A 24,975-nucleotide genomic window follows, 5' to 3' on the forward strand; every position below is an offset into this window, starting at 1 on the left:
TTGTGTGGCCGGGCAGTCTACCAGATACCAATCGAATTAGAGCGTTGCGCCGAGATGCCAGGGCACGAACTCGTTGTCGCCGTAGCCGAAATCCTCGCTCTTGGTCTTGCGGCCCGAAGCCGTCTCGACGATCAGTTCGAAGATCTCGCGGCCCATGCCGGCAATGGTCTTTTCGCCGGAGGCGATGACGCCGCAATTGACGTCCATGTCCTCTTCCATCTGGTTATACATGGTCGAGTTGGTGGCGACTTTGATCGAGGGTGTCGGCCGGCAGCCGAAGCAGGAACCGCGGCCGGTGGTGAAGACGATGACATTGGCGCCGCCCGCGACCTGTCCGGTGGCCGAGACCGGGTCGTAGCCGGGCGTGTCCATGAACACCAGCCCGTTGCCGGTGACCTTCTCGGCATAGCCGAACACGCCGTTGAGCGGCGTCTGGCCGCCCTTGGCGACCGCGCCGAGCGACTTCTCCAGGATGGTGGTGAGGCCGCCGCGCTTATTGCCGGGCGACGGGTTGTTGTCGATCGAGGCGCCATGCTTGGCGACGTGATCTTCCCACCATTTCACGTAGCCATCGAGTTTCTTGGCGATCTCGGGGCTTGCGGCGCGGTAGGCGAGCAGATGCTCGGCGCCATAGATTTCCGTCGTCTCGGAAAGGATGCCGATGCCGCCGACGCCGGCCAGGATGTCGACCGCCGCGCCCAGCGCCGGGTTGGCCGTGATGCCCGACATGCCGTCGGAGCCGCCGCATTGCAGGCCGACGACGATCTCGCTGACCGGAATCGGTTCGCGCTTCAACTGGCCGACTTCCTCGGCGATCTCAGCCAGCACGCCCATCGCCTTTTCCACCGATTTGCGCGACCCGCCGGCATCCTGGATGTTGAAGTGGCGCTTGCCGGCGGCGGCACCCTTTTGGCCGTAAAGCGTGAGCTGGTTGACCTCGCAGCCGAGGCCGACCATCAGCACGCCGCCGAAATTCGGGTGGCGGGCATAGCCGGCCAAGGTCCGATGCAGCACCATCATGCCGTCGCCGGTGGCGCTCATGCCGCAACCCTGGCCATGGACGATCGGCACGAAGCCGTCGATGCCGGGATATTTCGGCAGCAAGGTCCTGTTGGCGGTGTCGGCGATCGAATGGCAGACAGTGGCCGAGCAATTGACGCTGGCGATGATGCCGATGAAGTTGCGGGTGCCAGCGCGGCCATCGGCGCGGCGATAGCCCATGAAGGTGCGGGCGCGGTCGGCCTCCGTCGCATGCTCGGCCTCGCTCGGCGGCACCACCGGCAGGCGGCCGGCCTCGAAGACCAGATTGTGCGAATGGACATGCTCGCCCGGTGCGATGTCCTGTGTGGCGCGGCCGATCGCCTGGGCGTATTTGACGACGGCTTCACCCGCGGCGATCGGCTTGATCGCCACCTTGTGGCCAGGCTCGATGACGGCGGCAGCGAGCGCGCCGCCCGGCAGCGTGGTGCCGATCTCGATACGGCCATTGGCAACGGCGACATTGTCGGCGGGGGACAGAAGAATGGTGTTCGAGACGTTCACGGGCGTTTCCTGGGTGATCCTGGGATGCGCGGATTGACACGCGCCTGTTAAGAGTTAATGTCTTTTATCGTGAAAAAACAGTTTTGCGTCAATTGTTTTTTCGCCGCGGTTCGCCCTGAGGCAAGTGGTGGTGCCGGAACAATGAACCGGCCCGGAGAAAGAGATTCCTGCTTTTCAGGGTCATTGGAACACATATTGCGCTTCAAGCCGGCCGCCGCAAGCGCGGGCATGAATGGGTCAGGGGATGTCGAAGAGCAACAACGTCTATAAGGACGCCTATAACCGCTGCCTCAGGCTGCTCGACGAAACGCGCAGCCTGCCGTCGGAACCGGAGTTGGGCGCGCTGCTCGGCGTCAGCCGTACGACGGTGCGCAGCATCCTGGCGCGCATGGAAGAGACCGGACTGATCGCCTGGAACAAGCGCGCCAAGACGGTGCTGCGCGATCCGCATCCCGATGATTTCTTTCCCGAGGAAGAGACCGACACGCTGGCCGAGATTATCGAACGGTCGTTCATGCGCAGGCTGTTGGCCGGCGGCGCCGAGGCCGGCATGCAGATCAACGAGCTCGAACTGGCGCGCGAGATCGGCGTCGGCACCACCAGCGTGCGCGAGTTCCTGATCCGCTTCTCCCGCTTTGGCCTGATCGAAAAACGCCGCAACAGCCATTGGGTGCTGAAGGGCTTGACGCGGGCCTTCGCACTGGAACTGACCGAGATCCGCGAAATGTTCGAATTGCGCTCGGCCGCCGCTTTCACCGCGCTGCCGCAGGACAGTCCGGTCTGGGGCGATCTCGACCGGCTGGAGGGGGAACACCGCGTTCTGGCACGCGAGATCGCGACGCGCTTCAATGAGTTCTCGGAGCTGGACGAGCGCCTCCACCGGCTCATCCATCGCGCCTCGCGCAACCGCTTCATCGTCGATTTCTACGACGTCATCGCCATGATCTTCCACTACCACTACCAGTGGAACAAGGCGCAGGAACGCGAGCGCAACGAAATCGCGATCGGCGAACATCTGGCCTATATCGAGGCACTCAAGTCGCGCGACCTCGGCAAGGTCGATGCCGCCTGCCGCAGGCACTTGAAGTCGGCACGCCAGACATTGCTGACCTCGATCCCGGAAAGCCGGCCATCCCAAAACAGCTGACCTGCCGTGTTGCCGCAGTGTCGATTTGGCGATTTTCGACCTGTCCCGGCCGTGGTAGGTATCGTCATCGATTGTTTGAAGAGGCAGATGGTTTGAGCCGCCGGGGGAGACAACGGTGCATGCCGGTCGCGCTTGTCGCGGCCTGTCTGCTGTTGCTCCAGTCGACACTTGGTGCGTTCGCCTTCAGCACCGGGCCGAGTGCCGCGCAGCTCGATGCCTTCGGCAACGTCATCTGTACCCGCGACGGCGCCACCCAGCTTCCCGGCGGCGACCAGCACCCGTCACATCTACCGGCCTGCTGCACGTTCGGCTGCAGCATGTTTTCGCCTGCCTATGCGCCGCCGCCCGACGCCGGGCTCGCGCTTGCGTCCCTTTCCTTCGAGACCGTCGCCTTCGTCTTCCCGGCGACCACCCATCTCGACTTCGCCCGAGAACGCTCCCCATCGAACCCGCGCGCGCCGCCGCTTGCGGCCTGAGCCTGCTTGCTTGCGGAACCTTTCGCGAGCGTACTCATCCAAGATCAAAACCATTCGCGACCGGCGACGGCGCGATCATCACGTCATGGAGCAACCATGTCCCATTCTTTCCGTATGTCGGCGGGCACTGTGTTCGGCCGCATCCTGCCTCGGTGCAAAGCCGATCTCGGCATTGTCACGCTGGCCTTTGCCCTGTTGTTCGTCGGCGTCCAAGCCGTCCTGGCGCATGAATTCAAGGTGGGCGATCTCGAAATCGAACACCCCTGGTCGCGCGCCACCCCTGCCGGCGCCAAGGTGGCCGGCGGCTATTTCACCATCGTCAACAAGGGCAGCGCCGCGGACCGCCTGCTGTCGATTTCCTCCGACGTCTCCGATAAGGCCGAGCTGCATCAAATGGGCGTCAAGGATGGCGTCATGACCATGCGGCCAGTTGACGGTAGCCTGGAAATCCCGGCCGGAGGCAAGGTGGCGCTGGCGCCCGGCGGCTATCACCTGATGTTCATCGGCCTGAAGCGGCAACCCAAGCAGGGTGAAAAATTCGCTGCCACGCTGACTTTCGAGAAGGCCGGCGCCGTCAGCGTCGAGTTCGCCGTCGAGGGCATGGGTGAAATGGGCGGCATGGACGACCACGCCAATTGATCGCGCCGATCCACCATTTTTTGAAATCAGAGGGACCATCATGATCAAGTATCTTTTGACGGCCGGCGCGTTTCTCGTGCTGGGGACAAATGCCGCCTTGGCGCACATCACGCTCGAAACCCAGGAGGCGGCAGTCGGCTCGACCTACAAGGCTGTGCTGCGCGTGCCGCATGGCTGCGACGGCAAGGCGACGACGGCCGTGCGCGTGCAGATCCCGGAAGGCGTGATCGCGGTGAAGCCGATGCCGAAGCCCGGCTGGACGCTGCAGACCAAGAAAGGCAAATATGAAAAATCCTACCAGCTCTATGGTCAGGCGGTGGCCGACGGAGTCAAGGAAGTCGACTGGAGCGGCGGCAATCTGCCGGATGAATTCTACGACGAGTTCGTCTTCCGGGCGACGCTGACGGCCGATCTGCCCGCCGGCCAGGAGCTCCACTTCCCGGTGGTGCAGGAATGCGGCGATGCCGCCGCCCGCTGGATCGAGATTCCGGCGGCCGGACAGGATGAGGACGCGCTGGAGACCCCGGCGCCCGGCATCAAGCTCACGCCGAAGAAATGATTTTCTGGCGGCGCGCCCTGTCCGCAAGGTGCGCCGCCAATTCCATGGCGGCAGCATGAACCCAACATCCCCACTCCAAAGGACCGCAAGGGCCGGCAAGCGATTCGGCCGGGCTGGTGGGCTCTTCGCGGTGCTCATGGCGCTCATCGTCATGGCCTCGACAGGCCAGGCCTTTGCCCATGCGGCGCTGATCAAGACCGACCCGGCCGACGGCGCCGTTCTGGCGCAGGCGCCGGCGCGGTTCTCGCTGAGCTTCAGCGAGCCGGTCTCGCCGTTGGTGCTGACGCTGGTGACGCCCGATGGTACGCCCATCCCGCTGACATCCTTCCGCCTCAGCGACCAGACGGTCGAGATCGACAATCCGCAAACACTCAAATCCGGCACGCATGTGCTGAGCTGGCGTGTCATCTCCGCCGATGGCCATCCGGTCGGCGGTTCGCTGCTGTTTTCCATCGGTGCGCCAAGCGAGCCTCCGGCTGTCTCCGAAGCGATCGACTGGCCGTTGCGGTCGGCGATCTGGATCGGCAAGGTCGTTCTTTATGCCGGCCTTTTCCTCGGCATTGGCGGTGCTTTCGCCCTTGCCTGGCTGGCCGGGGATGGCCGTGCCGGTCAATGCTTTGTTGCCGGGGCAATCCTGTGCGGGCTGCTGGCGGCGCCCTTGTCGCTCGGCTTGCAAGGTCTCGATGCGCTCGGTGCGCCGCTCTCCCATCTGGCGCAGCCGGTGGTCTGGCGCACAGGGCTCGGCACCAGCTTCGGCTGGACGGTGCTGATCGCCCTGATCACGCTGGGGCTTGGCCTGCTGTCGCTGGCCGGACCGCGCGCGGTTGCCAGGCCGCTTGCGCTTGCCGGGCTGGTCGGTGTGGGCGCAGCGCTTGCCGCGAGCGGCCATGCCAGTGCCGCCGAACCGCAATGGCTGACACGGCCGCTGGTCTTCGTCCATGGTGTCGGCATCACCTTTTGGGCCGGCGCTCTGGTGCCGCTCGGGCTCACGCTGAAGCGTCAAGCGGCCGGCGCCGTTGAATTCCTGCGCCGCTTCTCATGGGCAATCGTGCCTGTGGTCGCCCTGCTTGCCGTGGCAGGCATCGTGTTGGCCGTGATCCAGGTGCAGACGCCCTCGGCGCTGGTCGACACTGCCTATGGCCGGCTGCTGCTGGTCAAGCTCGCGCTGCTGGTCTTCCTGTTCACGCTGGCCGCCGTCAATCGCTGGAAGCTCACCGCATCGGCCGAGGCGGGAGCGACCGAGGTGCAACGCAGGCTCACCCGCTCGGTCGGCGTCGAAGTGCTGATCGTGCTGGCGATCTTCGGGGTCGCCGCGGGCTGGCGCTTCACGCCGCCGCCACGGGCGCTGGCGATCGCTGCGGCCCAGCCGGTTTCGGTCCACGTCCACGCGCTGCAGGCGATGGCCGATCTCAGCATCACGCCTGGCCATGCCGGACCGGTCGCCGCCTCGATGATCATCATGAGCGGCGATTTCGGACCGCTCGACGCCAAGGAAGTGACGCTGGTGCTGTCGAAGCCCGATTCCGGCATCGAGCCGCTGAAGCGCGCGGCAACCAGGCCCGGCGATGGCAGCTGGCGTGTCGACAACCTCATCATCCCGGTTCCCGGCCGCTGGACGGTGCGCATAGACATCCTGATCTCGGACTTCGACATGGTGAAGATCGAGGCGCCGGTCGACATCAGGCCGTAATGGCCGCGACAACACAATTGGGCGAGGCGGTTGACGCGGGCCTGAAGGCCCGTCAATCATCCAAGCAATAATGGGCATCGAGGCAAGAACGGGCTCGAGCTCGAAAACACCAGATCCGGAAACAGGGAAGAAACGATGGAAAAAGCCGAAATCGGCCTGATCGGCCTTGGCACGATGGGCTCCAACCTGGCGCTGAACATCGCCGAGCACGGGCACCGCATCGCCGTCTTCAACCGCACCAAGGCACGCACGGACGCTTTCGTCGAGAATGCCGGTGCGCTCAGGGACATGGTCATTCCTTGCTACAGTCTGGAGGAACTCGCCGCGGCGATCCGGCCGCCACGCCCGATCATCATCATGGTGCTGGCCGGCAAGCCGGTCGACGAGCAGATCGAAGCCTTGCGCGGCGTGCTGTCCGACAACGACATCGTCATCGATGCCGGCAACGCCAATTTCCGCGATACGATGCGGCGCTTCTCGGAACTGTCCGGCTCGGGCTTGACCTTCATCGGCATGGGTGTCTCCGGCGGCGAGGAGGGCGCGCGCCACGGACCGTCGATCATGGTCGGCGGCACCGAAGACTCCTGGAAGCGTGTCGAGAAGGTGCTGACCGCCATCTCCGCCAAGTTCAAGGACGAGCCCTGTGCCGCCTGGCTCGGCACTGACGGCGCCGGACATTTCGTCAAGACCATCCACAACGGTATCGAATATGCCGACATGCAGATGATCGCCGAGATCTACGGCATCCTGCGCGATGGTCTGGGCATGGGGCCGAAAGAGATCGGCACGGTGTTTTCCAACTGGAACAAGGGCCGGCTCAATTCCTACCTGATCGAGATCACCGCCAAGGTGCTCGCCGCCGACGATCCGAAAACCGGCAAGCCGGTGGTCGACATCATCCTCGACCGCGCCGGCCAGAAGGGCACCGGCAAATGGTCCGTCATCGAGGCGCAGCAGCTCGGCATTCCGGCGACAGCGATCGAAGCGGCGGTGGCGGCGCGCGTGCTGTCGTCGATCAAGGACGAACGGCAGGCAGCCGAAAAAGCCTATGGCAATATCGGCGTGACGAAAATTTCCGGCGACAAGGACGCGCTGCTGAAAGACCTCGAACTGGCGCTGTTCGCCGGCAAGATCGCCGCTTACGCGCAGGGTTTTGCGGTGATGAGCGGCGCTTCGAAGGAGTTCAACTGGAACCTGCCGATGCCGACCATCGCCAAGATCTGGCGCGCCGGCTGCATCATCCGCTCGCAAATGCTCGACACGATGGCCGAAGCGTTCGGCAGCGGCGGCGCTTTGACCAACCTTTTGATGGCGCCGGCCTTTGTCACCATGATGCAGGAGGCGCATCCGTCGCTGCGACGTGTCGTCGCGAGGGCTTCCGAGGCCGGTGCGCCGGTGCCGGCGCTGTCTTCGGCGCTTGCCTATTTCGACAGCTACCGCCAGGGCCGCGGTACCTCGAACCTGATCCAGGCGCAGCGCGACTTCTTCGGTGCGCATGGTTTCGAGCGCATTGGCGAGCAGGGTGCGTTCCACGGGCCGTGGGGCAGCGGCGCGGCTGGTTAATCGTTCTGATGGAATATCTGGCATTGCTTGCATGCCGTGCCGGAAATACTCACCGATCCACATGCGTTTTCCCGATCCCGGGGATGCCGCCGATCTGTTGGGCAAGAAAATCGACCAGCAGCCGGACCCGGGCGATGCCCGCGCGTTGGGGGACGATCAGCATACTGAGCGGAACCGACGGCAGCGCATAGTCCGGCAGGATCGCCTCAAGCCGGCCGGACGCCAGGAGATCGCCGACAAGCCATTGATGGGCGGGCGCAATGCCGCGCCCGGCGAGCAAGGCTTCGCGTGCGGCAAGTCCGTGGTCGACCCGAAGGCGCCCGGCAAGCGGCACGACATGGCGCTCGCCGTCCGGTCCTTGCAGCACAAGGGTGTCGCTGCCCGCCACGTTTGACATGCGGATGCCCTCGTGACCGGCCAGGTCATGGGGACCTTCAGGCCTGCCGCGTTCAGCGAGATAGCCGGGCGCCGCCACGAGCAGACGCCGGGACTGGCCGAGCGCCCGCAACTTCATGGAACTGTCGGTGAGCGGGCCGAGACGAAGCGCGACATCCACGCCTTCCGTGACAAGGTCGATGCGTTCGTCGGTGAGGCTGAGATCGACGCCGATGTCGCGATAGCGGTCCTGAAACGCGAAGATCAGCCGGCTGACATGCAGCACCCCGATAGCCGCGGTGCAGGAGAGCCGGATCGTGCCCGCGGGCGCTCCGCGCGTGCCGCGAGCCTCGTCGCTCGCCTGTTCGACAAGGCGCAGGATCTGTACGCTGTCGGCATAGTAACGGCTGCCCTCATCGGTCATCGTGACACGCCGCGTGGTTCTGCTGAGCAGAGCCACCCCGACGGCCTCCTCGAGTTCACGCAGATGCCGGGTGACGGTCGACTGACCGATCCCGAGTTCACGTGCGACCGCAGAAAAGCTGCCCCGTTCGGCGACGCGAACGAAGGTGCGCATGCGCTCCAGAGTGATGTCCGATTTAGCCATTAATCGGCATAATTTTATGCATTATCAAGACATAGCGGATCATTCGGGCATTGGCTATCTCAAGGCCAACGTCTTCCAACAGGATCGCTCATCATGAAAGTGTTGCTTGTCTTCGCCCATCCCGAGCCACGGTCGCTCAACGGCGCGCTCCGTGACGTCGCCGTCAAGGAACTCGAGGCTCAAGGCCACGAGGTGCTGATATCGGACCTTTATGCCGACGGCTGGAAATCGGAGGTCGACCGTGCTGATTTCCCCGGCCTGTCGCCGGATGCGCGGCTGGTGCCGGTGGCGGCCTCCAAAAAGGCGTTCGAGACCAATGCGCTGACCGAAGACGTCAAGACCGAGATCGAGAAGCTGCTTTGGGCCGATGCGCTGATCCTGCAGTTTCCGCTGTGGTGGTTCGCCATGCCGGCGATCCTGAAGGGCTGGGTCGATCGGGTCTTTGCCTACGGCTTTGCCTATGGCGTCGGTGAACATAGCGACAAGCGATGGGGCGACCGGTACGGCGAGGGCACGCTCGTGGGCAAACGAGCAATGCTGATCGTGACCGCCGGTGGCTGGGAGGACCATTATTCCCCGCGTGGCGTCAACGGCGCGATTGACGATCTGCTGTTCCCGATCAATCACGGGATCCTTTATTATCCGGGCTACGACGTGCTTCCGCCGTTCGTGGTCTATAGCGTGGACCGTTTCAACGAAGCCGGCTTCGAGCCTGTCGCCGAACGCCTGCGCGAACGGATGCGGACGCTTGCGACCACGGCGCCCATTCCCTACCGGCGCCAGAATGATGGCGACTACCTGATCCCGAGCATGCGGCTTCGTGCCGAACTGGGTGATCCGGGAGCGGCAGGCTTCGAACTCCATTTGAACCGCGGCGCGGCCGACTAGAACGGTTCACTGTTTCACGAAACGCATGCGGATTTGCGCTCCGACCTGGGCCGATGCTCAGTCGGAGCGCCGATAGGCCACGACGCCCTTCGGCTCGCTCAGGCTCTGCAGCGAGCCGGGCGCGGCACCACCGATCCAGCCGAGCACCGAGCGGGCGAGTTCGGACCCGGCCAGCCGGAAGTCTTCGTTGACGACCAGCAATTCATGCCTGAACAGATGCAGCAGTTCCGACGATTGCTTCGACACAACGTCGACGTCGCGGCCGAGCTTCAGGCCGGCATCCTCGATGCCGGCGACGATAGCGAGCGTCGCGGCTGCAGCACTGCTGATGATGCCGTCCGGCCTGATGTCGCGCCGCATCAGCTGCGCCGTCCTCATCCTGATCTGCTCGATCGAGTGGTCGATAGAGACGGTGTTGAACGGCACCTCGCTGGCGCCGACTTCACTCAGCGCGTCGGCAAAGCCGTCGACCGTATGACGGTAGTAGCTCAAACCGACCGGCGGCGTCACCAAAGCGAGCCGGCGGCGGCCCATGCCGGCGAGGTGGCGCACCGCCTCGGCCGCGAAGGCGTAGTTGTCGAAATCATGATAGGGATGAACCAGCCCCATATCGGTACGGCCATGCGTGGCAAAGGGAATGCCGCGCTCCAGCATGTAGCGGGCGCGGGGATCGTTCGGCTGCGTGCGCGAAATGATGACGCCGTCGGCGGAGCCGGTCTCCACGAGATAGCGCACCGGATCCAGCGGATCCTGCGAGCGCGAATAGGGTGTGACGATCAGGTGGTAGGGCGTGTCGGCGATGACTTCCGTCACGCCATAGATGATGTCGGAGACAAAGCTCATGAGTTCGTGCTCGGTGTTGAGCACGAGGCTGATGACATTGGTCTTGCCGGTCCGCAGGCGCACGCCGGCGCGGTTCGGCCGATAGCCGATCTGCTTGGCCACGAGCTGGACACGACGCCTGGTCTCGGCGCCGATCTCGGGCGCGTCCTTCAAGGCGCGCGAGACGGTGGTGACGCCGAGGCCGGTCATGAAGGCAAGCGTCTTCAGCGTCGGCCGCTCCTGTGCCGTCGCCTCGTCATCCTTGTCCGTGCGCTGTCTGTCCATCCGTCCCGCCCATCAGGCGCATAGCAGCCGCCGGGCAGCCCGGCAATGTTGCGGCCACTTCCCATGGCGCGTCATCTGCATTGGAAGCAATATACTGAAACGTTACAGCTTGTCACGATCGGTGTAAAAATGGGTGCTGGCGGATACGGAAAGACATCGTCAACCGCGTGGTGAAAAATCGTTGGGATTCAGAGGGAAACATGCTCCTAGCAAGTTTCTTGCTGCTTTTGCTCATTGTGCGGCGCAGCCTTGCTCATTGCGTCGCACATAAGGCCGCAACGAAACCATTTTGTTCGCGGCTCGAAAAATATCAAACCGACTCTTGCCGGAGGGGTTGCGCATAGTCTTCAATTGCCGTATCGAAAATCTGTAACGTTTCAGATTTCTGGGAGGAAGCCGAAATGCGATATAAATTCCTGACCGCTGCGTTTGCAGCGACGGTTGCGCTCAACTTCGCCGGGCCGGCGGCCGCGACCGATCTGGAAGTCACCCATTGGTGGACTTCCGGCGGTGAGGCGGCAGCGGTCGCCGAACTCGCCAAGGCATTCGACGCCACAGGCAATCACTGGGTCGACGGCGCCATCGCCGGATCCGGCGGCACGGCGCGGCCGATCATGATCAGCCGCATCACCGGCGGCGATCCGATGGGGGCCACCCAATTCAACCATGGCCGGCAAGCGGAAGAACTGGTGCAGGCCGGCCTGATGCGCGACCTCACCGATGTCGCCACCAAGGGCAAGTGGACGGAGGTGGTACGGCCCAAGAGCCTGCTCGACTCGTGCACGATCGACGGCAAGATCTATTGCGTGCCGGTCAACATCCATTCCTGGCAGTGGCTGTGGCTGTCGAACGCGGCCTTCGAGAAGGCCGGCGTTCCGGTGCCGAAGAACTGGAATGAGTATGTGGCCGCGGCCCCGGCGCTGGAGAAGGCAGGCATCGTGCCGCTCGCGGTCGGCGGGCAGGCCTGGCAGGCATCGGGCGCCTTCGACGTGCTGCTTGCCGCGGTCGGTGGAACCGACGCCTTCCTCAAGGTCTACAAGGACAAGGACGCCAAGTTCGCCGCCGGTCCCGAAGTCGCCAAGGTCTTCAAGGCCGCGGACGACGCGCGCAAGATGGCCAAGAACACCAATGTGCAGGACTGGAACCAGGCCACCAACATGGTCATCACCGGCAAGGCTGGCGGCCAGATCATGGGCGACTGGGCTCAAGGCGAGTTCCAGGTCGCCGGCAAGACCGCCGGCAAGGACTATACCTGCCTTCCCGGTCTTGGCCTGAACGAGGTCATCGCCACGGGCGGCGACGCCTTCTACTTCCCGCTGCTCAAGGATGCCGACAAGGCCAAGGCGCAGGAAGTGCTGGCCGAGACGCTGCTCGATCCCAAGACCCAGGTTGCCTTCAACCTCAAGAAGGGTTCGCTGCCGGTGCGCGGCGACGTCGACCTCAACGCGGCCAATGACTGCATGAAGAAGGGCCTCGCCATCCTGGCCAAGGGCGCGGTCATCCCATGGACGGACCAGCTGCTCTCGCAGGACAGCCAGAAGCAGAAGGAGGACCTTTTCTCCGAATTCTTCGCCAAGCCGGACATGAGCCTCGAAGATGCGCAGAAGCGCTTCGCCGACATCATCGCTTCGGCTGACTGACGACTGTGAGCCGCCTCGCTCCCGACCTTGCCAGGCAGGGCCGGGAGCCCAGGCGTGCTGACTTTCCGCCCTTATCCGATCCAGCACGACTGTACCGATGAGCAAGAGCGAACGCCCGAGCCAACTCTTCCGCAATCTCAATGCGAAGGTCGCTTCGATCCCGATGATCCTCACCGCAATGGTGGTCTTTGTCGGCGGCACCGCATGGACGGTGCTCTATTCCTTCACCAATTCGAAGCTCCTGCCGCGGCTGAATTTCGTCGGGCTCGACCAGTATTACCGTCTGTGGGCGACGCCGCGCTGGCTGATCTCGATCGAGAACCTCCTGATCTACGGCGTGATCTCACTGGTGTTCTCGCTGGTGATCGGGTTTCTGCTGGCTGCCCTGCTTGACCAGAAGATCCGTTTCGAGGACACGTTCCGCACCATCTTTCTCTACCCCTTCGCACTCTCCTTCATCGTCACCGGCCTTGTCTGGCAATGGCTGCTCAATCCGGATTTCGGCGTCCAGGGCGTGGTACGAAGCCTCGGCTGGACCAGCTTCGACTTCAATCCGCTCTACAATTCCAGCATCGTCATCTACGGCATATCGATCGCTGCGCTTTGGCAAGGCACGGGTCTGATCATGTGCCTGATGCTGGCGGGCCTGCGCGGGATCGACGAGGACATCTGGAAGGCCGCACGGGTAGACGGGATACCCATGTGGAAGACCTATCTGTTCATCATCATCCCGATGATGCGGCCGGTGTTCATCACCACGCTGGTGATCATCGCGTCAGGCATCGTGAAGGTTTACGATCTCGTTGTCGCGCAGACCAGCGGCGGGCCGGGCATCGCCTCCGAAGTGCCGGCCAAATATGTCTACGACTACATGTTCTTCGCCCAGAACCTCGGCCAGGGTTTTGCCGCCTCGACCATGATGCTGCTGTCGGTGATGATCGTCATCGTGCCGTGGGCCTATCTCGAATTCGGAGGCCGCAAGCGTGTCTGACCATGCCGTCGCCTTGTCCGCCACGTCGTCAAATCCGCGGGATGATGCCGCCGGCCCGAGCGGGCCAAAGCCGCGGCACATGTTCTCGCGCCGCAACATTTTCCTCTACGGCACGCTTGTGGTGGTCGCGCTCTACTACCTTCTGCCGCTCTATGTGATGGTCGTCACCTCGCTCAAGGGCATGCCGGAGATCCGCCTCGGCAACATTTTCTCGCCGCCGCTCGAGATCACCTTCGAGCCCTGGGTCAAGGCGTGGTCGCAGGCCTGCACCGGCCTCAATTGCGATGGGCTTTCGCGTGGTTTCTGGAACTCGGTGCGCATCACCGTTCCTTCAGTGATCCTGTCGATCGCCATCGCTTCGGTGAACGGCTATGCGCTGGCCAACTGGCGCTTCAAGGGCGCCGACACGTTCTTCGTCATCCTGATCGTCGGCGCCTTCATTCCCTATCAGGTGATGATCTATCCGATCGTCATCATCCTGCGCGAGATCGGCCTCTATGGCAGCCTTACCGGCCTGGTGATCGTGCACTCCATCTTCGGCATGCCGATCCTGACGCTTCTGTTCCGCAATTATTTCACCTCCATGCCGGAAGAGCTGTTCCGGGCGGCGCGCGTCGACGGTGCCGGCTTCTGGGGCATCTATCTGCGCATCATGCTGCCGATGTCGCTGCCGATCTTCGTCGTCGCCATCATCCTGCAGGTGACAGGCATCTGGAACGACTTCCTGTTCGGCGTCGTCTACACCCGCCCCGACACCTATCCGATGACGGTGCAGCTCAACAACATCGTCAACTCGGTGCAAGGCGTGAAAGAATACAACGTCAACATGGCCGCCACCATCCTGACCGGGCTGGTGCCGCTGATCGTCTATTTCATTTCCGGCAAATTGTTCGTGCGCGGCATCGCCGCCGGCGCGGTGAAAGGGTGATGGCGATGGCGGCGAACGGTACCAGTGTTTCGATCCAGGATCTGTCGCTGAACTTCGGCGCCATCTCGGTGCTGCAGACGCTCAACCTCGATGTCGCCGAAGGCGAGTTCATCGTGTTGCTCGGGCCCTCCGGCTGCGGCAAGTCGACCTTGCTCAACTGCATCGCCGGCCTGCTCGACATTTCCGAAGGCCGTATCTTCATCAAGGGCAAGAACGTCACCTGGGAAGAGCCCAAGGACCGCGGCATCGGCATGGTCTTCCAGTCCTATGCGCTCTATCCGCAGATGACGGTAGAGAAGAACTTGTCCTTCGGGCTGCGCGTCGCCGGCATCGCCAGGGACGAGATCGCCAAGCGCATCGCGCGGGCCGCCGAGATCCTGCAGATCGAGCCGCTTTTGCAGCGCAAGCCGGCCGCACTCTCCGGCGGCCAGCGCCAGCGCGTAGCCATCGGGCGGGCGCTGGTGCGCGATGTCGATGTCTTCCTGTTCGACGAACCGCTGTCCAATCTCGATGCCAAGCTGCGTTCCGAACTGCGCGTCGAGATCAAACTTCTGCACCGTAAATTGCAGAACACGATGATCTACGTCACCCATGACCAGATCGAGGCGATGACGCTGGCCGATCGCATAGCGGTGATGAAGGGCGGTGTCATCCAGCAGCTCGACGCGCCGCAAACCATCTACAACCGTCCGGTCAACCGGTTTGTTGCCGGGTTCCTCGGCTCACCGGCGATGAACTTTGTCGAGGGGCAGTTGGAGACCGGCACGACGGCAGTGTTCAAGACCGGGGATTTGACCATACCGCTCGATCGCTACAGCTTCGACGGCACCGGCGACAAGAGCGGGCCTTGCGTGTTCGGGATCCGGCCGGAGCACGTTGCCTTTGGCGAGGCCGCGAATTCCATGCCCTTTGCCACCGATGCCGCCGTCGAAATCGTCGAGCCCATGGGCTCCGATACGCTGGTATGGACGAAGCTCGGCGGCCGCATTTTTTCCTTCCGTGTCGAAGCGGAAAAAACGCTGCGCAATGGCGATCCGATCCGAATCGGTTTCGATCCCGCCCGCGCCTCGCTGTTCGACACCCCATCCGGAAACCGCATGTAGCTCCCAAGAAAACCATCCTCCCAAGGACAATCCCAAGCAGAACGGACAGAGACGATGAACTGGTCATTCCAACTTTACAGCGCTCGCAATTTCTTGCCCTGGACCGATGTGCTCGAAATGCTCGGCAAGCTCGGTTACGCCGAGGTCGAAGGCTTCGGCGGCGTCTATGACGATCCCAAGGCCTTCCGCGCCGAACTCGACAAGAACGGCCTTTCGATGCCGACCGGGCATTTTTCCATCGATGCGCTGGAGAAGGATTTCGACGGTGTGCGCAGGATCGCCGAAACGCTCGGCGTCAAGCTTTTGATCTGCCCCTATCTGATGGCCGAGGACAGGCCATCCGACGCCGCCGGCTGGCGCGCCTTCGGCGAGCGTCTGGCCAAGGTCGGCGACGTGGCCTCGAAGGCCGGCTATGGCTTTGCCTGGCACAACCATGATTTCGAATTCAAGACGCTCGCCGACGGCTCGCTGCCGCAGGACCATATCCTGTCGTCCGCCCCCAATATTGGCTGGGAAATGGACGTTGCCTGGGTGGTGCGCGGCGGCGCCGACCCGCTGCCCTGGATCGAGAAGCACGGCCAGCGCATCGTCGCCGTCCATGTCAAGGATATGGCGAAGCCTGGCGAGGGGCTGGATGAGGATGGCTGGTCGGATGTCGGGCACGGCACAATCGACTGGGCCGGCTTGATCAAGGTGTTGCGGGCCAAGAGCGCGGCAAAATACTTTGTCATGGAACAGGACAATCCCAACGACATCGAGCGCTTCGCCCGCCGCTCGATCGCAACCGTCAAGAGCTACTAGGAACAACCACCATGGCAAAGAAACTGGGTATTGGCGTCATCGGCTGCGGCAACATCTCGAAGGCCTATTTTTCGCTGGCGCCGCTGTTTCGCGGCATCGAGATGCGTGCCTGCGCCGACATCAACATGGATGTGGCCAGGGCGCGGGCGAAGGAATTCAAGCTCCGCGCCGAGACCGTCGAGGATCTGCTCAAGGCCGACGACATAGACATCATCGTCAACCTGACCATTCCGGCCGTGCATTACGAGGTGTCGAAGCAGGTGCTCGATGCCGGCAAGCATGTCTATTCGGAAAAGCCGTTCGTGCTGTCGCTTAGGGAAGGCCAGGACCTCAAGGCGCGGGCCGAGAAGAAGGGGCTGCGCATCGGTTCGGCGCCGGACACGTTCCTGGGCGGCGCGCACCAACTGGTGCGTGAACTGATCGACGAGGGAAAGCTCGGCAGGATCACCAGCGGCACCTGCCACGTCATGGGCCACGGCATGGAACACTGGCATCCCAATCCCGATTTCTTCTTCCAGCCGGGCGCCGGGCCGGTGCTCGACATCGGGCCGTATTACATCACCAATCTGATCCAGCTGATCGGGCCGGTGAAGCAGGTGGCGGCTTTCGCGACGACTCCGGCCAAGGAGCGGACCATCAGCTCAAAGCCTCGCGCGGGTGAAAAAATCCCGGTCAACACGCCGACCACCATTCACGGCCTGCTCGAATTCGAGAACGGCGCCGTGGTGACGCTGAACACCAGCTGGGACGTCTGGGCTCACGGCCACGCGCCGATGGAACTCTATGGTGAGGCCGGGACCGTGTTCGTGCCGGATCCGAACTTCTTCGGTGGCGACGTGCGCTTCACCGAAGAAGGCAAGCCGGTCAAGAAGCTGCCGAAATGGAAGCACCCGCTCGGCATCCCCAATGAGATGCACGGCCAGGGCATGATGGCCAATTACCGCACATCAGGCCTCGCCGACATGGCGCTGGCGATCGCTGAAGGCCGGCCGCACCGCTGTTCGATGGAACTCGCGCTGCATGCCGTCGATGTCATGACCGGCCTCCTGCGCTCGGGCGAAACCGGCAAGTTCGTCGCCATGCAAACCACATGCGAGCGCCCGGCCGCGCTTGGCGTCAAGCAAGCCACGGATCTTCTGGCAAAGAAGAAATAGGTCGCGGATTATCGATAATTTTGCTTGCCCCTCTCCCCGTTCCTCCGGGGAGGGGTTAAAGGATGGGGTACGGGCATGCTCATCGCCTCTGCGATGACGGTGCCCTGTCCGTTCAGATTCGAGGATTTCCCATGCCCTATGTCGCCGCTGAGAACCGCTACAAAAAAATGATCTACAACCGTTGCGGTCGTTCCGGCCTCAAGCTGCCGGCGATCTCGCTCGGTCTGTGGCACAATTTCGGCGACGACACGCCGCACCGGACCAAGCAGGCGATCGTGCGCAAGGCCTTCGACCTCGGCATCACCCATTTCGACTTGGCCAACAATTATGGGCCGCCGCCCGGCTCGGCCGAGACGGCTTTCGGCGAGATCCTGCGCACCGATTTTTCCGCCTATCGCGACGAACTGATCATCTCGACCAAGGCCGGCTATGAAATGTGGGCGGGTCCCTACGGTGAATGGGGCGGGCGCAAATACATGCTGGCCAGTCTCGACCAGAGCCTGAAGCGGATGGGCCTCGACTATGTCGACATCTTCTATTCGCACCGCTTCGATCCCGACACGCCGCTCGAAGAAACCATGGGCGCGCTCGACCATGCGGTGCGTTCGGGCAAGGCACTCTATGCCGGCATCTCGTCCTACAATTCGCAGCGCACCCGCGAGGCCGCCGACATATTGAGGCAATTGGGCACGCCCTGCGTCATCCACCAGCCGAGCTATTCGATGTTGAACCGTTGGGTCGAGGAAGACGGCCTTCTCGATACGCTCGAAGGGCTCGGCGTCGGCTCCATCGTGTTCTCGCCGCTGGCGCAAGGCATGTTGACCGATAAATATCTCGGCGGCATTCCCGATGGCAGCCGGGCGTCCCAAGGCAAGTCGCTGAAGACTGCTTTCATCAACGACCGCACCATCGCCAACATCAAGGCGCTCAACGCGATCGCCGGCAAGCGCGGCCAGACGCTGGCGCAGATGGCGCTGGCCTGGGTGCTGCGCAGGGCCCGGGTTACTTCGGCGCTGATCGGCGCCAGCCGGCCCGAGCAGGTCGAGGATTGCGTCGGCGCGCTCAAGGTGCTCGATTTCAGCGATGCCGAACTGGCCGAGATCGATACTTACGCGCGCGAGTCCGACATCAATCTGTGGGCGGCCTCCGCCGAGCGCAAAGGTCCGCCGAGGAAATAGTCCGCCTCGCAAGCGGCAGACAAAACGGCGGGAATTCCCGCCGTTTTCCATGGCAATCCGAAGTGGTCGCGTCAGGGCGACTTTTGCTTCTGGGCGGTGCCGAGCCCGGCCTTGGGCTTTTCGAGCAGCGCATGGTAGGTGCGCGACGCGGCAAGTGCCCGGAACGAAACCGTGCCGGCGGTCATCAACGCGGACGCGCCGACAAGCAGCGTCCGGCGTGTCAATTTGATCATATTGCTCCCCAAGCCCCGATCGAATTTCCCAAGCGAGACCATCCTCGTCGAGGATTTTGTCAGTATTTTGAACGTCGCTCCGTCATAAGGCCTGTCATCACCAATGTGCCGGCACGTCATCGATCGGCTCGGGACAGCAACAGAAGAGTAGCAAAGAAGGCGGTTCGTCGCTATCTGAATGGGATCAGGCCGTTTGCAAGAGCAAACAGCCTATGGATGGCGCAGGGCAGGTTGGAACAGAACCATGGCGGCAAGGGATGTGCTGACGAAAAACCAGTTGTGCGTGCTCGAGAAACTTGAGACCGCCAGCGGGCCGCTCAGCGCCTACACCTTGCTCGACCAGCTGCGCGAGCGCGGTTTTCGCGCGCCGCTACAGGTCTATCGCGCGCTCGACACGCTGGTAAAGTCGGGCTTCGTGCACCGGCTGGAAAGCATCAACTCCTTCGTCGCCTGCGCCGAGCCGCACGACCACAGCCACTCGATGACCGCTTTCGCCATTTGCGACGGCTGCGGGCAGGTGACCGAAATGTCCGACCACGATGTCGACCACCGGCTGAACGAATGGGTCAACTCGACCGGCTTCGCCGCCAAGAAGGCGGTGATCGAATTTCGCGGGACGTGCGCGAAGTGTTTGGCGCAAGCGGCCTGAGGGCATTCGCCAGAGCGGTTCAGCGATTGATAGAATCGCCTAACCGGTCTAACTCTTTGTTTTCACGCAATTTCCAAGGAAAACCGCTAAGCGCTTTTCCTGGGAAAACCGCTATACACTTTTCCTGAAATTGCTCTAGCGCGTCAGTGCGCCTCGTCCCAATTGTTGGCGGCCCGCGCGTCGACATGCAGCGGCACCGACATCGATACCGCCGGCATCGCCGCGTTTTCCATGACATGGCGCACGACCGGGATCGTCTCCTCGACTTCCGCCTCGACCGTTTCGAAGATCAGTTCGTCATGCACCTGGAGGAGCATGCGGGCGGACAGCTTGGCCTTGTCCAAGGCTTCCTCCATGCGGATCATGGCGCGGCGGATGATGTCAGCGGCGGTGCCTTGCAGGCGGGCGTTGATCGAGGCGCGCTCGTTGAACGCCCGTAGCGACGGGTTCGACGATCTGATGTCGGGATAGTGGATGCGGCGGCCGAAGATTGTTTCGACAAAGCCGTGCTCGCGGGCATAGGCCTTGGTCTCCTCGATATAGTCGCGGATGCCGGGAAAGCGCTCGAAGTACTTCTTGATGTAGGCGCTCGCCTCCTCGCGCGGGATAGACAGCTGGTTGGCGAGGCCGAAAGCCGAGATGCCATAGATGATGCCGAAATTGATCGCCTTGGCGCGGCGGCGCACTTCCGACGGCATGCCCTCCACGGGCACATTGAACATTTCAGAAGCGGTGATGGCGTGGATGTCAGCGCCATCCGCAAAGGCCTGCCGCAGTTGCGGGATTTCGGCGACATGGGCGAGCACGCGCAGTTCGATCTGGCTGTAGTCGGCTGACACCAGCCGGTGGCTCTTGTCGGTGATGAAGGCGGTCCTGATCTTGCGCCCTTCAGCCGTGCGCACCGGAATGTTCTGCAGGTTCGGGTCGGAAGACGACAGCCGGCCGGTCGTCGTCGCGGCCAGCGCGTAGGAGGTGTGGACGCGCTTGGTTTCGGGATTGACGAAGCCCGGCAGCGCATCGGTGTAGGTCGATTTCAGCTTGGTCAGCTGGCGCCAGTCGACGATTTTGCGCGGCAGTTCGTGACCTTCGGCGGCAAGGTCTTCGAGCAGCTGCGCCGAGGTCGACCACTGGCCGGTCTTGGTCTTGGAGCCGCCGGGCAGGCCCATGCGGCCAAACAGGATATCCCCGAGCTGCTTGGGCGAGCCGATGTTGATGCGCTCGCCGATGAGCAGGTAGATTTCCTCTTCGAGCTGGGCTGCACCTTGCGCCAGCTCGCCCGAAAGCCGTGACAGGATCTGCCGGTCGACCGAAATGCCGCGCTGTTCCATGCGCGCCAGCACCGGCACCAGCGGCCGCTCCAGGCGTTCATAGACCGAGACCAGGCCCTTGGCGGCAAGGCGGGGCTTCAGCACCAGCCACAGCCGCAACGTCACGTCGGCATCCTCGGCGGCGTGAGCCGTCGCCCTATCGATGTCGACCTGATCGAAACCGACAGAGCTTTTGCCGGAACCGGTCACGTCCTTGAGCTGAAGGGGCCTATGGCCAAGCCATTTGTCGGCAAGGGCATCCATGCCGTGGCCGTGCGGAGTGCCGGCGTCGAGCACGTAAGAGATCAGCATGGTGTCGTCGAAGGGCGCGACATCGATGCCGTAGCGGCTCATGATGACCAGGTCATATTTCAGGTTCTGCGCGATCTTCAGCACCGACCTGTCCTCAAGCAGAGGTTTCAGCACCGCCAGTGCCTCGCGAAGCGGTATCTGGTTTTCGAGCGCGCCGCCGCCGAGCAAGTCACCATTGCCGCTCTTGTGGGCGAAGGGAATGTAGCCGGCGCGGCCGGGCGCCGTGGCCATTGCCATGCCGATCAGTTCGGCCTGCATCGGATCGGTCGACGTCGCCCTGACGTCGAAGGCAGCGATACCAGCCTCTCGCGCCTCGGCGACCCAGGCTTTCAGCGTCGCGATATCGCGGATGCACTGATAGGCCGAGGTATCGATCTTGCGTGTCGCCGCGCCCTCCAGCCGCAATGCGGCCAGGAGGGAAGGGGTGTCACCCTGTTTTGGCCTCTCCGTCGTCTCGGCTTCAGCAGCCTGGCCAGGTTCGGAGCCCACGCCGGTTCGGGCAACGGGCGATGTTCCGGCACCGATGTCGGGGCCATGTGCGTTATCGGCGCGTTCGACGGTCACAGCGACGGCCTGGACGTCGCCGGCTTCGGTGCCGGTCGCTTCCGCGACGCGGCGGGTCAGCGAGGTGAATTCCATGGTCTTGAGGAAGCCGATCAGCTTCGGCCCGTCGGGCGCATGCAGCAGGAAATCGTCCAGCCCCTCGGCCACCGGCACGTCGTTCTTCAGCGTCACCAACTGGCGCGAGATGCGCGCCTTGTCGGCGTTGGCGATGATCGATTCCCGCCTTTTCTCCTGCTTGATCTCGCCGGCGCGGGCGAGCAATCCCTCGAGATCGCCGAACTGCTCGAGCAGTTGCGCCGCGGTCTTTGGCCCGATGCCGGGCACTCCAGGCACATTGTCGACGGAGTCGCCGGTCAGCGCCTGCAGGTCGATCATCTTTTCCGGCGGCACGCCCCATTTCTCGACGACTTCGGGGATGCCGATCTGGCGATCCTTCATCGGGTCGTACATGCCGACCGTGTCGCCAACCAGCTGCATCAGATCCTTGTCGGAGGAGATGATGGTGGTGTCGCCACCGGCCTCGCAGGCCAGCCGGCAGTAAGTGGCTATGAGATCGTCGGCCTCGAAGCCTTCCATCTCGACGCAAGGCAGGTTGAACGCCCTGGTTGCCTGGCGGATCAGGCCGAATTGCGGGACCAGATCCTCGGGCGGCGCCGAACGGTTCGCCTTGTATTCGGGATAGAGGTCGTTGCGGAAGGTTTTCGAGGAATAGTCGAAAATGACGGCAAAATGCGTCGGCACAATGCCCACATCGGTGTTGCGGGCATCCTGCATCAGCTTCCAAAGCATGTTGCAGAAGCCGGAAACGGCACCGACCGGCAGGCTGTCGGACTTGCGGGTCAGCGGCGGCAGTGCGTGATAGGCCCGGAAGATGTAGCCAGAGCCGTCAATGAGGAAGAGATGATCGCCTTTTTTCATGCCGGCAGGGATAGCGCGGCGCGATGGCTTGGTCCATGCCAAAGACATCGCCAGATATAGGTTCCGTCAACACCCTGACAGATCGGGACCCTGACGGATCGGGGTTATACAAGCCCGCTCACGGGCACGTTACAAAAGTGTAACGTTGGTGCCCTTGAATCGCCACGTTCAGGGACCCAAATACAGTCCATCGGCAGTTTTCGCCGAAGTCCGGAGCAAGGCCCGTCCCCCGCCTATACCGGACAATTGCGGCAGCCTATCCCCCCTCTCCGGGCTGCCGCATCGTTTCGAGTAAAAGGCCGCCGTGGTTCCCCCTCCACCACGGCGGCATTTTTTTGCCCGCGGCGACCGTCTCGGGCCGTGGTCCAATCGTCCCGGGCTTTTCGTTTCGCCGCTCTGCCTTTACGGTTCCGGCACTGAATCGAAAGGCTATGCAAATGTCCGCAGTTTCCCCTGTCCTCGACCGTCTCGACCAGAACCTCGACCAGAGCCTGGAACGGCTCTTCGGCCTGCTCGGGATCAAGTCGATCTCCACTGATCCAGCCTATGCCACCGACTGCCGCAAGGCGGCGGAATGGCTGGTGGCGGAACTCAAGCTGATCGGCTTCGACGCCAGCGTGCGCGACACGCCCGGGCACCCAATGGTGGTTGCGCATCACGACGGGCCGGCGGGCGCGCCGCATGTGCTGTTCTACGGCCATTATGACGTGCAGCCGGTCGACCCGATCGAGCTGTGGGAAAACGATCCCTTCGCCCCGGCGATCAAGGAGATTGCACCTGGTCACAAAATCATCACCGGGCGCGGCTCGGCCGACGACAAAGGTCAGCTGATGACTTTCGTCGAGGCATGCCGTGCCTGGAAACAGGTGCATGGTGGTCTGCCGTGCCGCGTCACCATCCTGTTCGAAGGCGAGGAGGAATCGGGGTCGCCCTCGCTGAAGCCGTTCCTCGAGGCCAATGCCGAGGAGCTCAAAGCCGACTTCGCGCTGGTCTGCGATACCAGCATGTGGGACCGCGACACGCCGTCGATCTGCGTCGGGCTGCGCGGTCTGGTCGGCGAGGAGATCACGGTTAAGGCCGCCGACCGCGACCTGCATTCGGGCCTCTATGGCGGCGCTGCCGCGAACCCGATCCGCATCCTGGCCAAGGTGCTGGCAGACATCCACGACAAGGACGGCCATATCACCATTCCGGGCTTCTATGACGGCGTCGAGGAAACGCCTTCGCAGGTGCTGAAATCATGGGAGACGCTGGGCGAGACGGCCGAGACCTTCCTCGGACCTGTCGGCCTGTCGATTCCGTCGGGCGAAAAAGGCCGCTCGGTACTGGAACTGACCTGGGCGCGGCCCACCGCCGAGTTCAACGGCATCATCGGCGGCTATACCGGCAAGGGTTTCAAGACGGTGATCGCCGCGGAAGCCTCGGCAAAGGTGTCTTTCCGCCTCGTCCACAAGCAGGACCCGAAGAAAATCCGCGCGGCTTTCCAGAAATTCGTCAAGGAGCGCATCCCGGCCGATTGCTCGGTCGAATTCCACGCTCATGGCGGTTCTCCGGCAATCCAGCTCTCCTACGACTCGCCGTTCCTGGCCAAGGCCAAGACCGCGCTTTCGGACGAATGGCCAAAGCCCGCGGTGACGACCGGCAGCGGCGGCTCCATTCCGGTGGTGGGCGACTTCCAGACCCATCTCGGCATGGAATCGCTGCTGGTCGGCTTCGGCCTCGACGACGACCGCATCCACTCGCCCAACGAGAAATACGAGCTCAGCTCCTTCCACAAGGGCCAGCGCTCCTGGGCGCGCATTCTGGACGCGCTGACACGGTAAGGCGGACAACCCTGGACGGCGGAAAATCAACTTTCTGTTGATTTTTCCGCCGATCACGGCGAGGACGGGTCGACAGCGCAATTGTTGGAGCGCGTGTGCGCTTCTTCGATGGATGCGCGACGCCGAAGGCCGCGACCCGGAGAAGACGATGAGCGATATCCGCTTCCATAAAAACGATCTGCCTGACCTCTCTCGCTACGATGTCGCTGCGGTGGCCATCGATACGGAAACGCTCGGCCTCAATCCCCACCGTGACCGGCTCTGCGTGGTGCAGATTTCGCCTGGCGACGGCAGTGCAGATGTCATCCAGATCGCGCCGGGGCAGAAGGAAGCACCGAACCTGGTCAAGCTGCTGGGAAACGACAGCGTGACCAAGCTGTTCCACTACGGTCGCTTCGACCTCGCTGTGCTCTACCATGCGTTTGGCGTGATGGCCGAGCCGGTGTTCTGCACCAAGATCGCGTCGCGGCTGACGCGCACCTACACCGACCGGCACGGGCTGAAGGACATCTGTTTCGAGCTTCTCGGCGTCGGCCTGTCCAAGGCGCAGCAATCGTCGGATTGGGCGGCCGAAACGTTGTCGCCCGAGCAGCTCGAATACGCGGCCTCGGACGTGCTCTATCTGCATCGGTTGCGCGATGTGCTGGCCGGGCGGCTGGCGCGCGAGGGGCGCACGAAGGAGGCGGACGCCTGTTTCCGCTTTCTGCCGACGCGGGCCAAGCTTGACCTGATGGGCTGGGACGAAGAGGATATCTTCGCTCACAGCTGATGGCCCTCGTGG

General features: G+C 63.0%; 22 protein-coding genes. 17 read left to right on the forward strand and 5 right to left on the reverse strand.

Annotated features, from left to right (window positions below; genetic code table 11):
• Positions 1 to 36 precede the first annotated feature (36 nt).
• Positions 37 to 1,542, reverse strand: a complete 1,506-nt coding sequence (locus O7A60_RS05495; protein ID WP_027144671.1) for a UxaA family hydrolase — start codon at positions 1,540 to 1,542, stop codon at positions 37 to 39.
• Positions 1,543 to 1,786: 244 nt separating this feature from the next.
• Between O7A60_RS05495 and O7A60_RS05500 the strand changes: the two genes are divergently transcribed.
• The 6 genes from O7A60_RS05500 to gndA all read left to right on the forward strand — a co-directional run bounded on the left by O7A60_RS05500 (position 1,787) and on the right by gndA (position 7,616).
• Entirely contained in the window at positions 1,787 to 2,689 is a 903-nt protein-coding gene (locus O7A60_RS05500; RefSeq protein ID WP_337105395.1) for a GntR family transcriptional regulator, read from the forward strand.
• 119 nt (positions 2,690 to 2,808) lie between these two features.
• Positions 2,809 to 3,165, forward strand: coding sequence for a DUF2946 family protein (locus O7A60_RS05505; RefSeq protein WP_337105396.1), 357 nt, complete (start codon positions 2,809 to 2,811; stop codon positions 3,163 to 3,165).
• A gap of 96 nt (positions 3,166 to 3,261) precedes the next feature.
• On the forward strand, positions 3,262 to 3,804 hold the full coding sequence (locus tag O7A60_RS05510) for a copper chaperone PCu(A)C (protein ID WP_337105397.1): 543 nt from the start codon (positions 3,262 to 3,264) through the stop codon (positions 3,802 to 3,804).
• Between the two features lie 40 nt (positions 3,805 to 3,844).
• Positions 3,845 to 4,363, forward strand: coding sequence for a YcnI family copper-binding membrane protein (locus O7A60_RS05515; RefSeq protein WP_337105398.1), 519 nt, complete (start codon positions 3,845 to 3,847; stop codon positions 4,361 to 4,363).
• Positions 4,364 to 4,418: 55 nt separating this feature from the next.
• Positions 4,419 to 6,053, forward strand: coding sequence for a copper resistance CopC/CopD family protein (locus O7A60_RS05520; RefSeq protein ID WP_337105399.1), 1,635 nt, complete (start codon positions 4,419 to 4,421; stop codon positions 6,051 to 6,053).
• A 135-nt stretch (positions 6,054 to 6,188) separates the two neighbouring features.
• The gene (gene gndA / locus O7A60_RS05525; protein WP_337105400.1) at positions 6,189 to 7,616 is read left to right on the forward strand and encodes an NADP-dependent phosphogluconate dehydrogenase; all 1,428 of its coding nucleotides are present in this window, start codon (positions 6,189 to 6,191) and stop codon (positions 7,614 to 7,616) included.
• 49 nt (positions 7,617 to 7,665) lie between these two features.
• On the opposite strand, the gene O7A60_RS05530 is transcribed toward gndA, so the two are convergent.
• Positions 7,666 to 8,598, reverse strand: coding sequence for a LysR family transcriptional regulator (locus O7A60_RS05530; RefSeq protein WP_337105401.1), 933 nt, complete (start codon positions 8,596 to 8,598; stop codon positions 7,666 to 7,668).
• A 93-nt stretch (positions 8,599 to 8,691) separates the two neighbouring features.
• On the opposite strand from O7A60_RS05530, the gene O7A60_RS05535 reads away from it, so the two are divergent.
• Positions 8,692 to 9,486, forward strand: coding sequence for an NAD(P)H-dependent oxidoreductase (locus tag O7A60_RS05535; RefSeq protein ID WP_337105402.1), 795 nt, complete (start codon positions 8,692 to 8,694; stop codon positions 9,484 to 9,486).
• Between the two features lie 57 nt (positions 9,487 to 9,543).
• On the opposite strand, the gene O7A60_RS05540 is transcribed toward O7A60_RS05535, so the two are convergent.
• A complete protein-coding gene (locus tag O7A60_RS05540) occupies positions 9,544 to 10,593 on the reverse strand; it encodes a LacI family transcriptional regulator (protein WP_027146776.1) in 1,050 nt (349 codons plus the stop codon).
• A 401-nt stretch (positions 10,594 to 10,994) separates the two neighbouring features.
• Here O7A60_RS05540 and O7A60_RS05545 point away from each other — a divergent pair, with 401 nt between their 5' ends.
• From O7A60_RS05545 to mgrA, 7 genes are all read left to right on the forward strand, one after another.
• Positions 10,995 to 12,233, forward strand: a complete 1,239-nt coding sequence (locus O7A60_RS05545; RefSeq protein WP_140503033.1) for an ABC transporter substrate-binding protein — start codon at positions 10,995 to 10,997, stop codon at positions 12,231 to 12,233.
• Between the two features lie 97 nt (positions 12,234 to 12,330).
• Positions 12,331 to 13,224: a carbohydrate ABC transporter permease gene (locus tag O7A60_RS05550; RefSeq protein WP_015315676.1), complete on the forward strand. Its 894-nt coding sequence runs from the start codon at positions 12,331 to 12,333 to the stop codon at positions 13,222 to 13,224.
• On the forward strand, positions 13,217 to 14,152 hold the full coding sequence (locus O7A60_RS05555; RefSeq protein WP_140503031.1) for a carbohydrate ABC transporter permease: 936 nt from the start codon (positions 13,217 to 13,219) through the stop codon (positions 14,150 to 14,152). The genes O7A60_RS05550 and O7A60_RS05555 overlap by 8 nt, the downstream gene beginning before the upstream one ends.
• Positions 14,152 to 15,255 (forward strand): ABC transporter ATP-binding protein, encoded by a 1,104-nt coding sequence (locus O7A60_RS05560; protein WP_415926799.1) that lies wholly within the window; start codon positions 14,152 to 14,154, stop codon positions 15,253 to 15,255. Before O7A60_RS05555 ends, O7A60_RS05560 begins: the two co-directional genes overlap by 1 nt.
• A gap of 54 nt (positions 15,256 to 15,309) precedes the next feature.
• On the forward strand, positions 15,310 to 16,056 hold the full coding sequence (locus tag O7A60_RS05565; protein ID WP_140745167.1) for a sugar phosphate isomerase/epimerase family protein: 747 nt from the start codon (positions 15,310 to 15,312) through the stop codon (positions 16,054 to 16,056).
• Positions 16,057 to 16,067: 11 nt separating this feature from the next.
• The gene (locus tag O7A60_RS05570; protein ID WP_337105405.1) at positions 16,068 to 17,210 is read left to right on the forward strand and encodes a Gfo/Idh/MocA family protein; all 1,143 of its coding nucleotides are present in this window, start codon (positions 16,068 to 16,070) and stop codon (positions 17,208 to 17,210) included.
• A gap of 131 nt (positions 17,211 to 17,341) precedes the next feature.
• On the forward strand, positions 17,342 to 18,388 hold the full coding sequence (mgrA, locus tag O7A60_RS05575; RefSeq protein ID WP_337105406.1) for an L-glyceraldehyde 3-phosphate reductase: 1,047 nt from the start codon (positions 17,342 to 17,344) through the stop codon (positions 18,386 to 18,388).
• Between the two features lie 71 nt (positions 18,389 to 18,459).
• Here the strand turns inward: mgrA and O7A60_RS05580 are convergent, their stop codons facing one another.
• Positions 18,460 to 18,621, reverse strand: a complete 162-nt coding sequence (locus O7A60_RS05580; protein WP_337105407.1) for a hypothetical protein — start codon at positions 18,619 to 18,621, stop codon at positions 18,460 to 18,462.
• A gap of 244 nt (positions 18,622 to 18,865) precedes the next feature.
• On the opposite strand from O7A60_RS05580, the gene O7A60_RS05585 reads away from it, so the two are divergent.
• Entirely contained in the window at positions 18,866 to 19,270 is a 405-nt protein-coding gene (locus O7A60_RS05585; protein ID WP_140712072.1) for a Fur family transcriptional regulator, read from the forward strand.
• 143 nt (positions 19,271 to 19,413) lie between these two features.
• On the opposite strand, the gene polA is transcribed toward O7A60_RS05585, so the two are convergent.
• On the reverse strand, positions 19,414 to 22,371 hold the full coding sequence (polA, locus tag O7A60_RS05590; RefSeq protein ID WP_337105408.1) for a DNA polymerase I: 2,958 nt from the start codon (positions 22,369 to 22,371) through the stop codon (positions 19,414 to 19,416).
• A 437-nt stretch (positions 22,372 to 22,808) separates the two neighbouring features.
• On the opposite strand from polA, the gene O7A60_RS05595 reads away from it, so the two are divergent.
• Positions 22,809 to 24,194, forward strand: coding sequence for a M20/M25/M40 family metallo-hydrolase (locus O7A60_RS05595; protein WP_415926800.1), 1,386 nt, complete (start codon positions 22,809 to 22,811; stop codon positions 24,192 to 24,194).
• Between the two features lie 148 nt (positions 24,195 to 24,342).
• Positions 24,343 to 24,963 (forward strand): ribonuclease D, encoded by a 621-nt coding sequence (locus O7A60_RS05600; protein WP_027143068.1) that lies wholly within the window; start codon positions 24,343 to 24,345, stop codon positions 24,961 to 24,963.
• Positions 24,964 to 24,975: the final 12 nt, after the last annotated feature.

The sequence above is a fragment of the Mesorhizobium salmacidum (SeqCode) genome (genome assembly GCF_037179605.1).
Classification (GTDB): Bacteria; Pseudomonadota; Alphaproteobacteria; order Rhizobiales; family Rhizobiaceae; genus Mesorhizobium; species Mesorhizobium salmacidum.

Coding starts and splice junctions, on each gene's coding strand:
- O7A60_RS05500 (WP_337105395.1), top strand. CDS start 1,787: ATGTCGAAGAGCAACAACGTCTATAAGGACGCCTATAACCGCTGCCTC.
- O7A60_RS05505 (WP_337105396.1), top strand. CDS start 2,809: ATGCCGGTCGCGCTTGTCGCGGCCTGTCTGCTGTTGCTCCAGTCGACA.
- O7A60_RS05510 (WP_337105397.1), top strand. CDS start 3,262: ATGTCCCATTCTTTCCGTATGTCGGCGGGCACTGTGTTCGGCCGCATC.
- O7A60_RS05515 (WP_337105398.1), top strand. CDS start 3,845: ATGATCAAGTATCTTTTGACGGCCGGCGCGTTTCTCGTGCTGGGGACA.
- O7A60_RS05520 (WP_337105399.1), top strand. CDS start 4,419: ATGAACCCAACATCCCCACTCCAAAGGACCGCAAGGGCCGGCAAGCGA.
- gndA (WP_337105400.1), top strand. CDS start 6,189: ATGGAAAAAGCCGAAATCGGCCTGATCGGCCTTGGCACGATGGGCTCC.
- O7A60_RS05530 (WP_337105401.1), bottom strand. CDS start 8,598: ATGGCTAAATCGGACATCACTCTGGAGCGCATGCGCACCTTCGTTCGC.
- O7A60_RS05535 (WP_337105402.1), top strand. CDS start 8,692: ATGAAAGTGTTGCTTGTCTTCGCCCATCCCGAGCCACGGTCGCTCAAC.
- O7A60_RS05540 (WP_027146776.1), bottom strand. CDS start 10,593: ATGGACAGACAGCGCACGGACAAGGATGACGAGGCGACGGCACAGGAG.
- O7A60_RS05545 (WP_140503033.1), top strand. CDS start 10,995: ATGCGATATAAATTCCTGACCGCTGCGTTTGCAGCGACGGTTGCGCTC.
- O7A60_RS05550 (WP_015315676.1), top strand. CDS start 12,331: ATGAGCAAGAGCGAACGCCCGAGCCAACTCTTCCGCAATCTCAATGCG.
- O7A60_RS05560 (WP_415926799.1), top strand. CDS start 14,152: ATGGCGATGGCGGCGAACGGTACCAGTGTTTCGATCCAGGATCTGTCG.
- O7A60_RS05565 (WP_140745167.1), top strand. CDS start 15,310: ATGAACTGGTCATTCCAACTTTACAGCGCTCGCAATTTCTTGCCCTGG.
- O7A60_RS05570 (WP_337105405.1), top strand. CDS start 16,068: ATGGCAAAGAAACTGGGTATTGGCGTCATCGGCTGCGGCAACATCTCG.
- mgrA (WP_337105406.1), top strand. CDS start 17,342: ATGCCCTATGTCGCCGCTGAGAACCGCTACAAAAAAATGATCTACAAC.
- O7A60_RS05580 (WP_337105407.1), bottom strand. CDS start 18,621: ATGATCAAATTGACACGCCGGACGCTGCTTGTCGGCGCGTCCGCGTTG.
- O7A60_RS05585 (WP_140712072.1), top strand. CDS start 18,866: ATGGCGGCAAGGGATGTGCTGACGAAAAACCAGTTGTGCGTGCTCGAG.
- polA (WP_337105408.1), bottom strand. CDS start 22,371: ATGAAAAAAGGCGATCATCTCTTCCTCATTGACGGCTCTGGCTACATC.
- O7A60_RS05595 (WP_415926800.1), top strand. CDS start 22,809: ATGTCCGCAGTTTCCCCTGTCCTCGACCGTCTCGACCAGAACCTCGAC.
- O7A60_RS05600 (WP_027143068.1), top strand. CDS start 24,343: ATGAGCGATATCCGCTTCCATAAAAACGATCTGCCTGACCTCTCTCGC.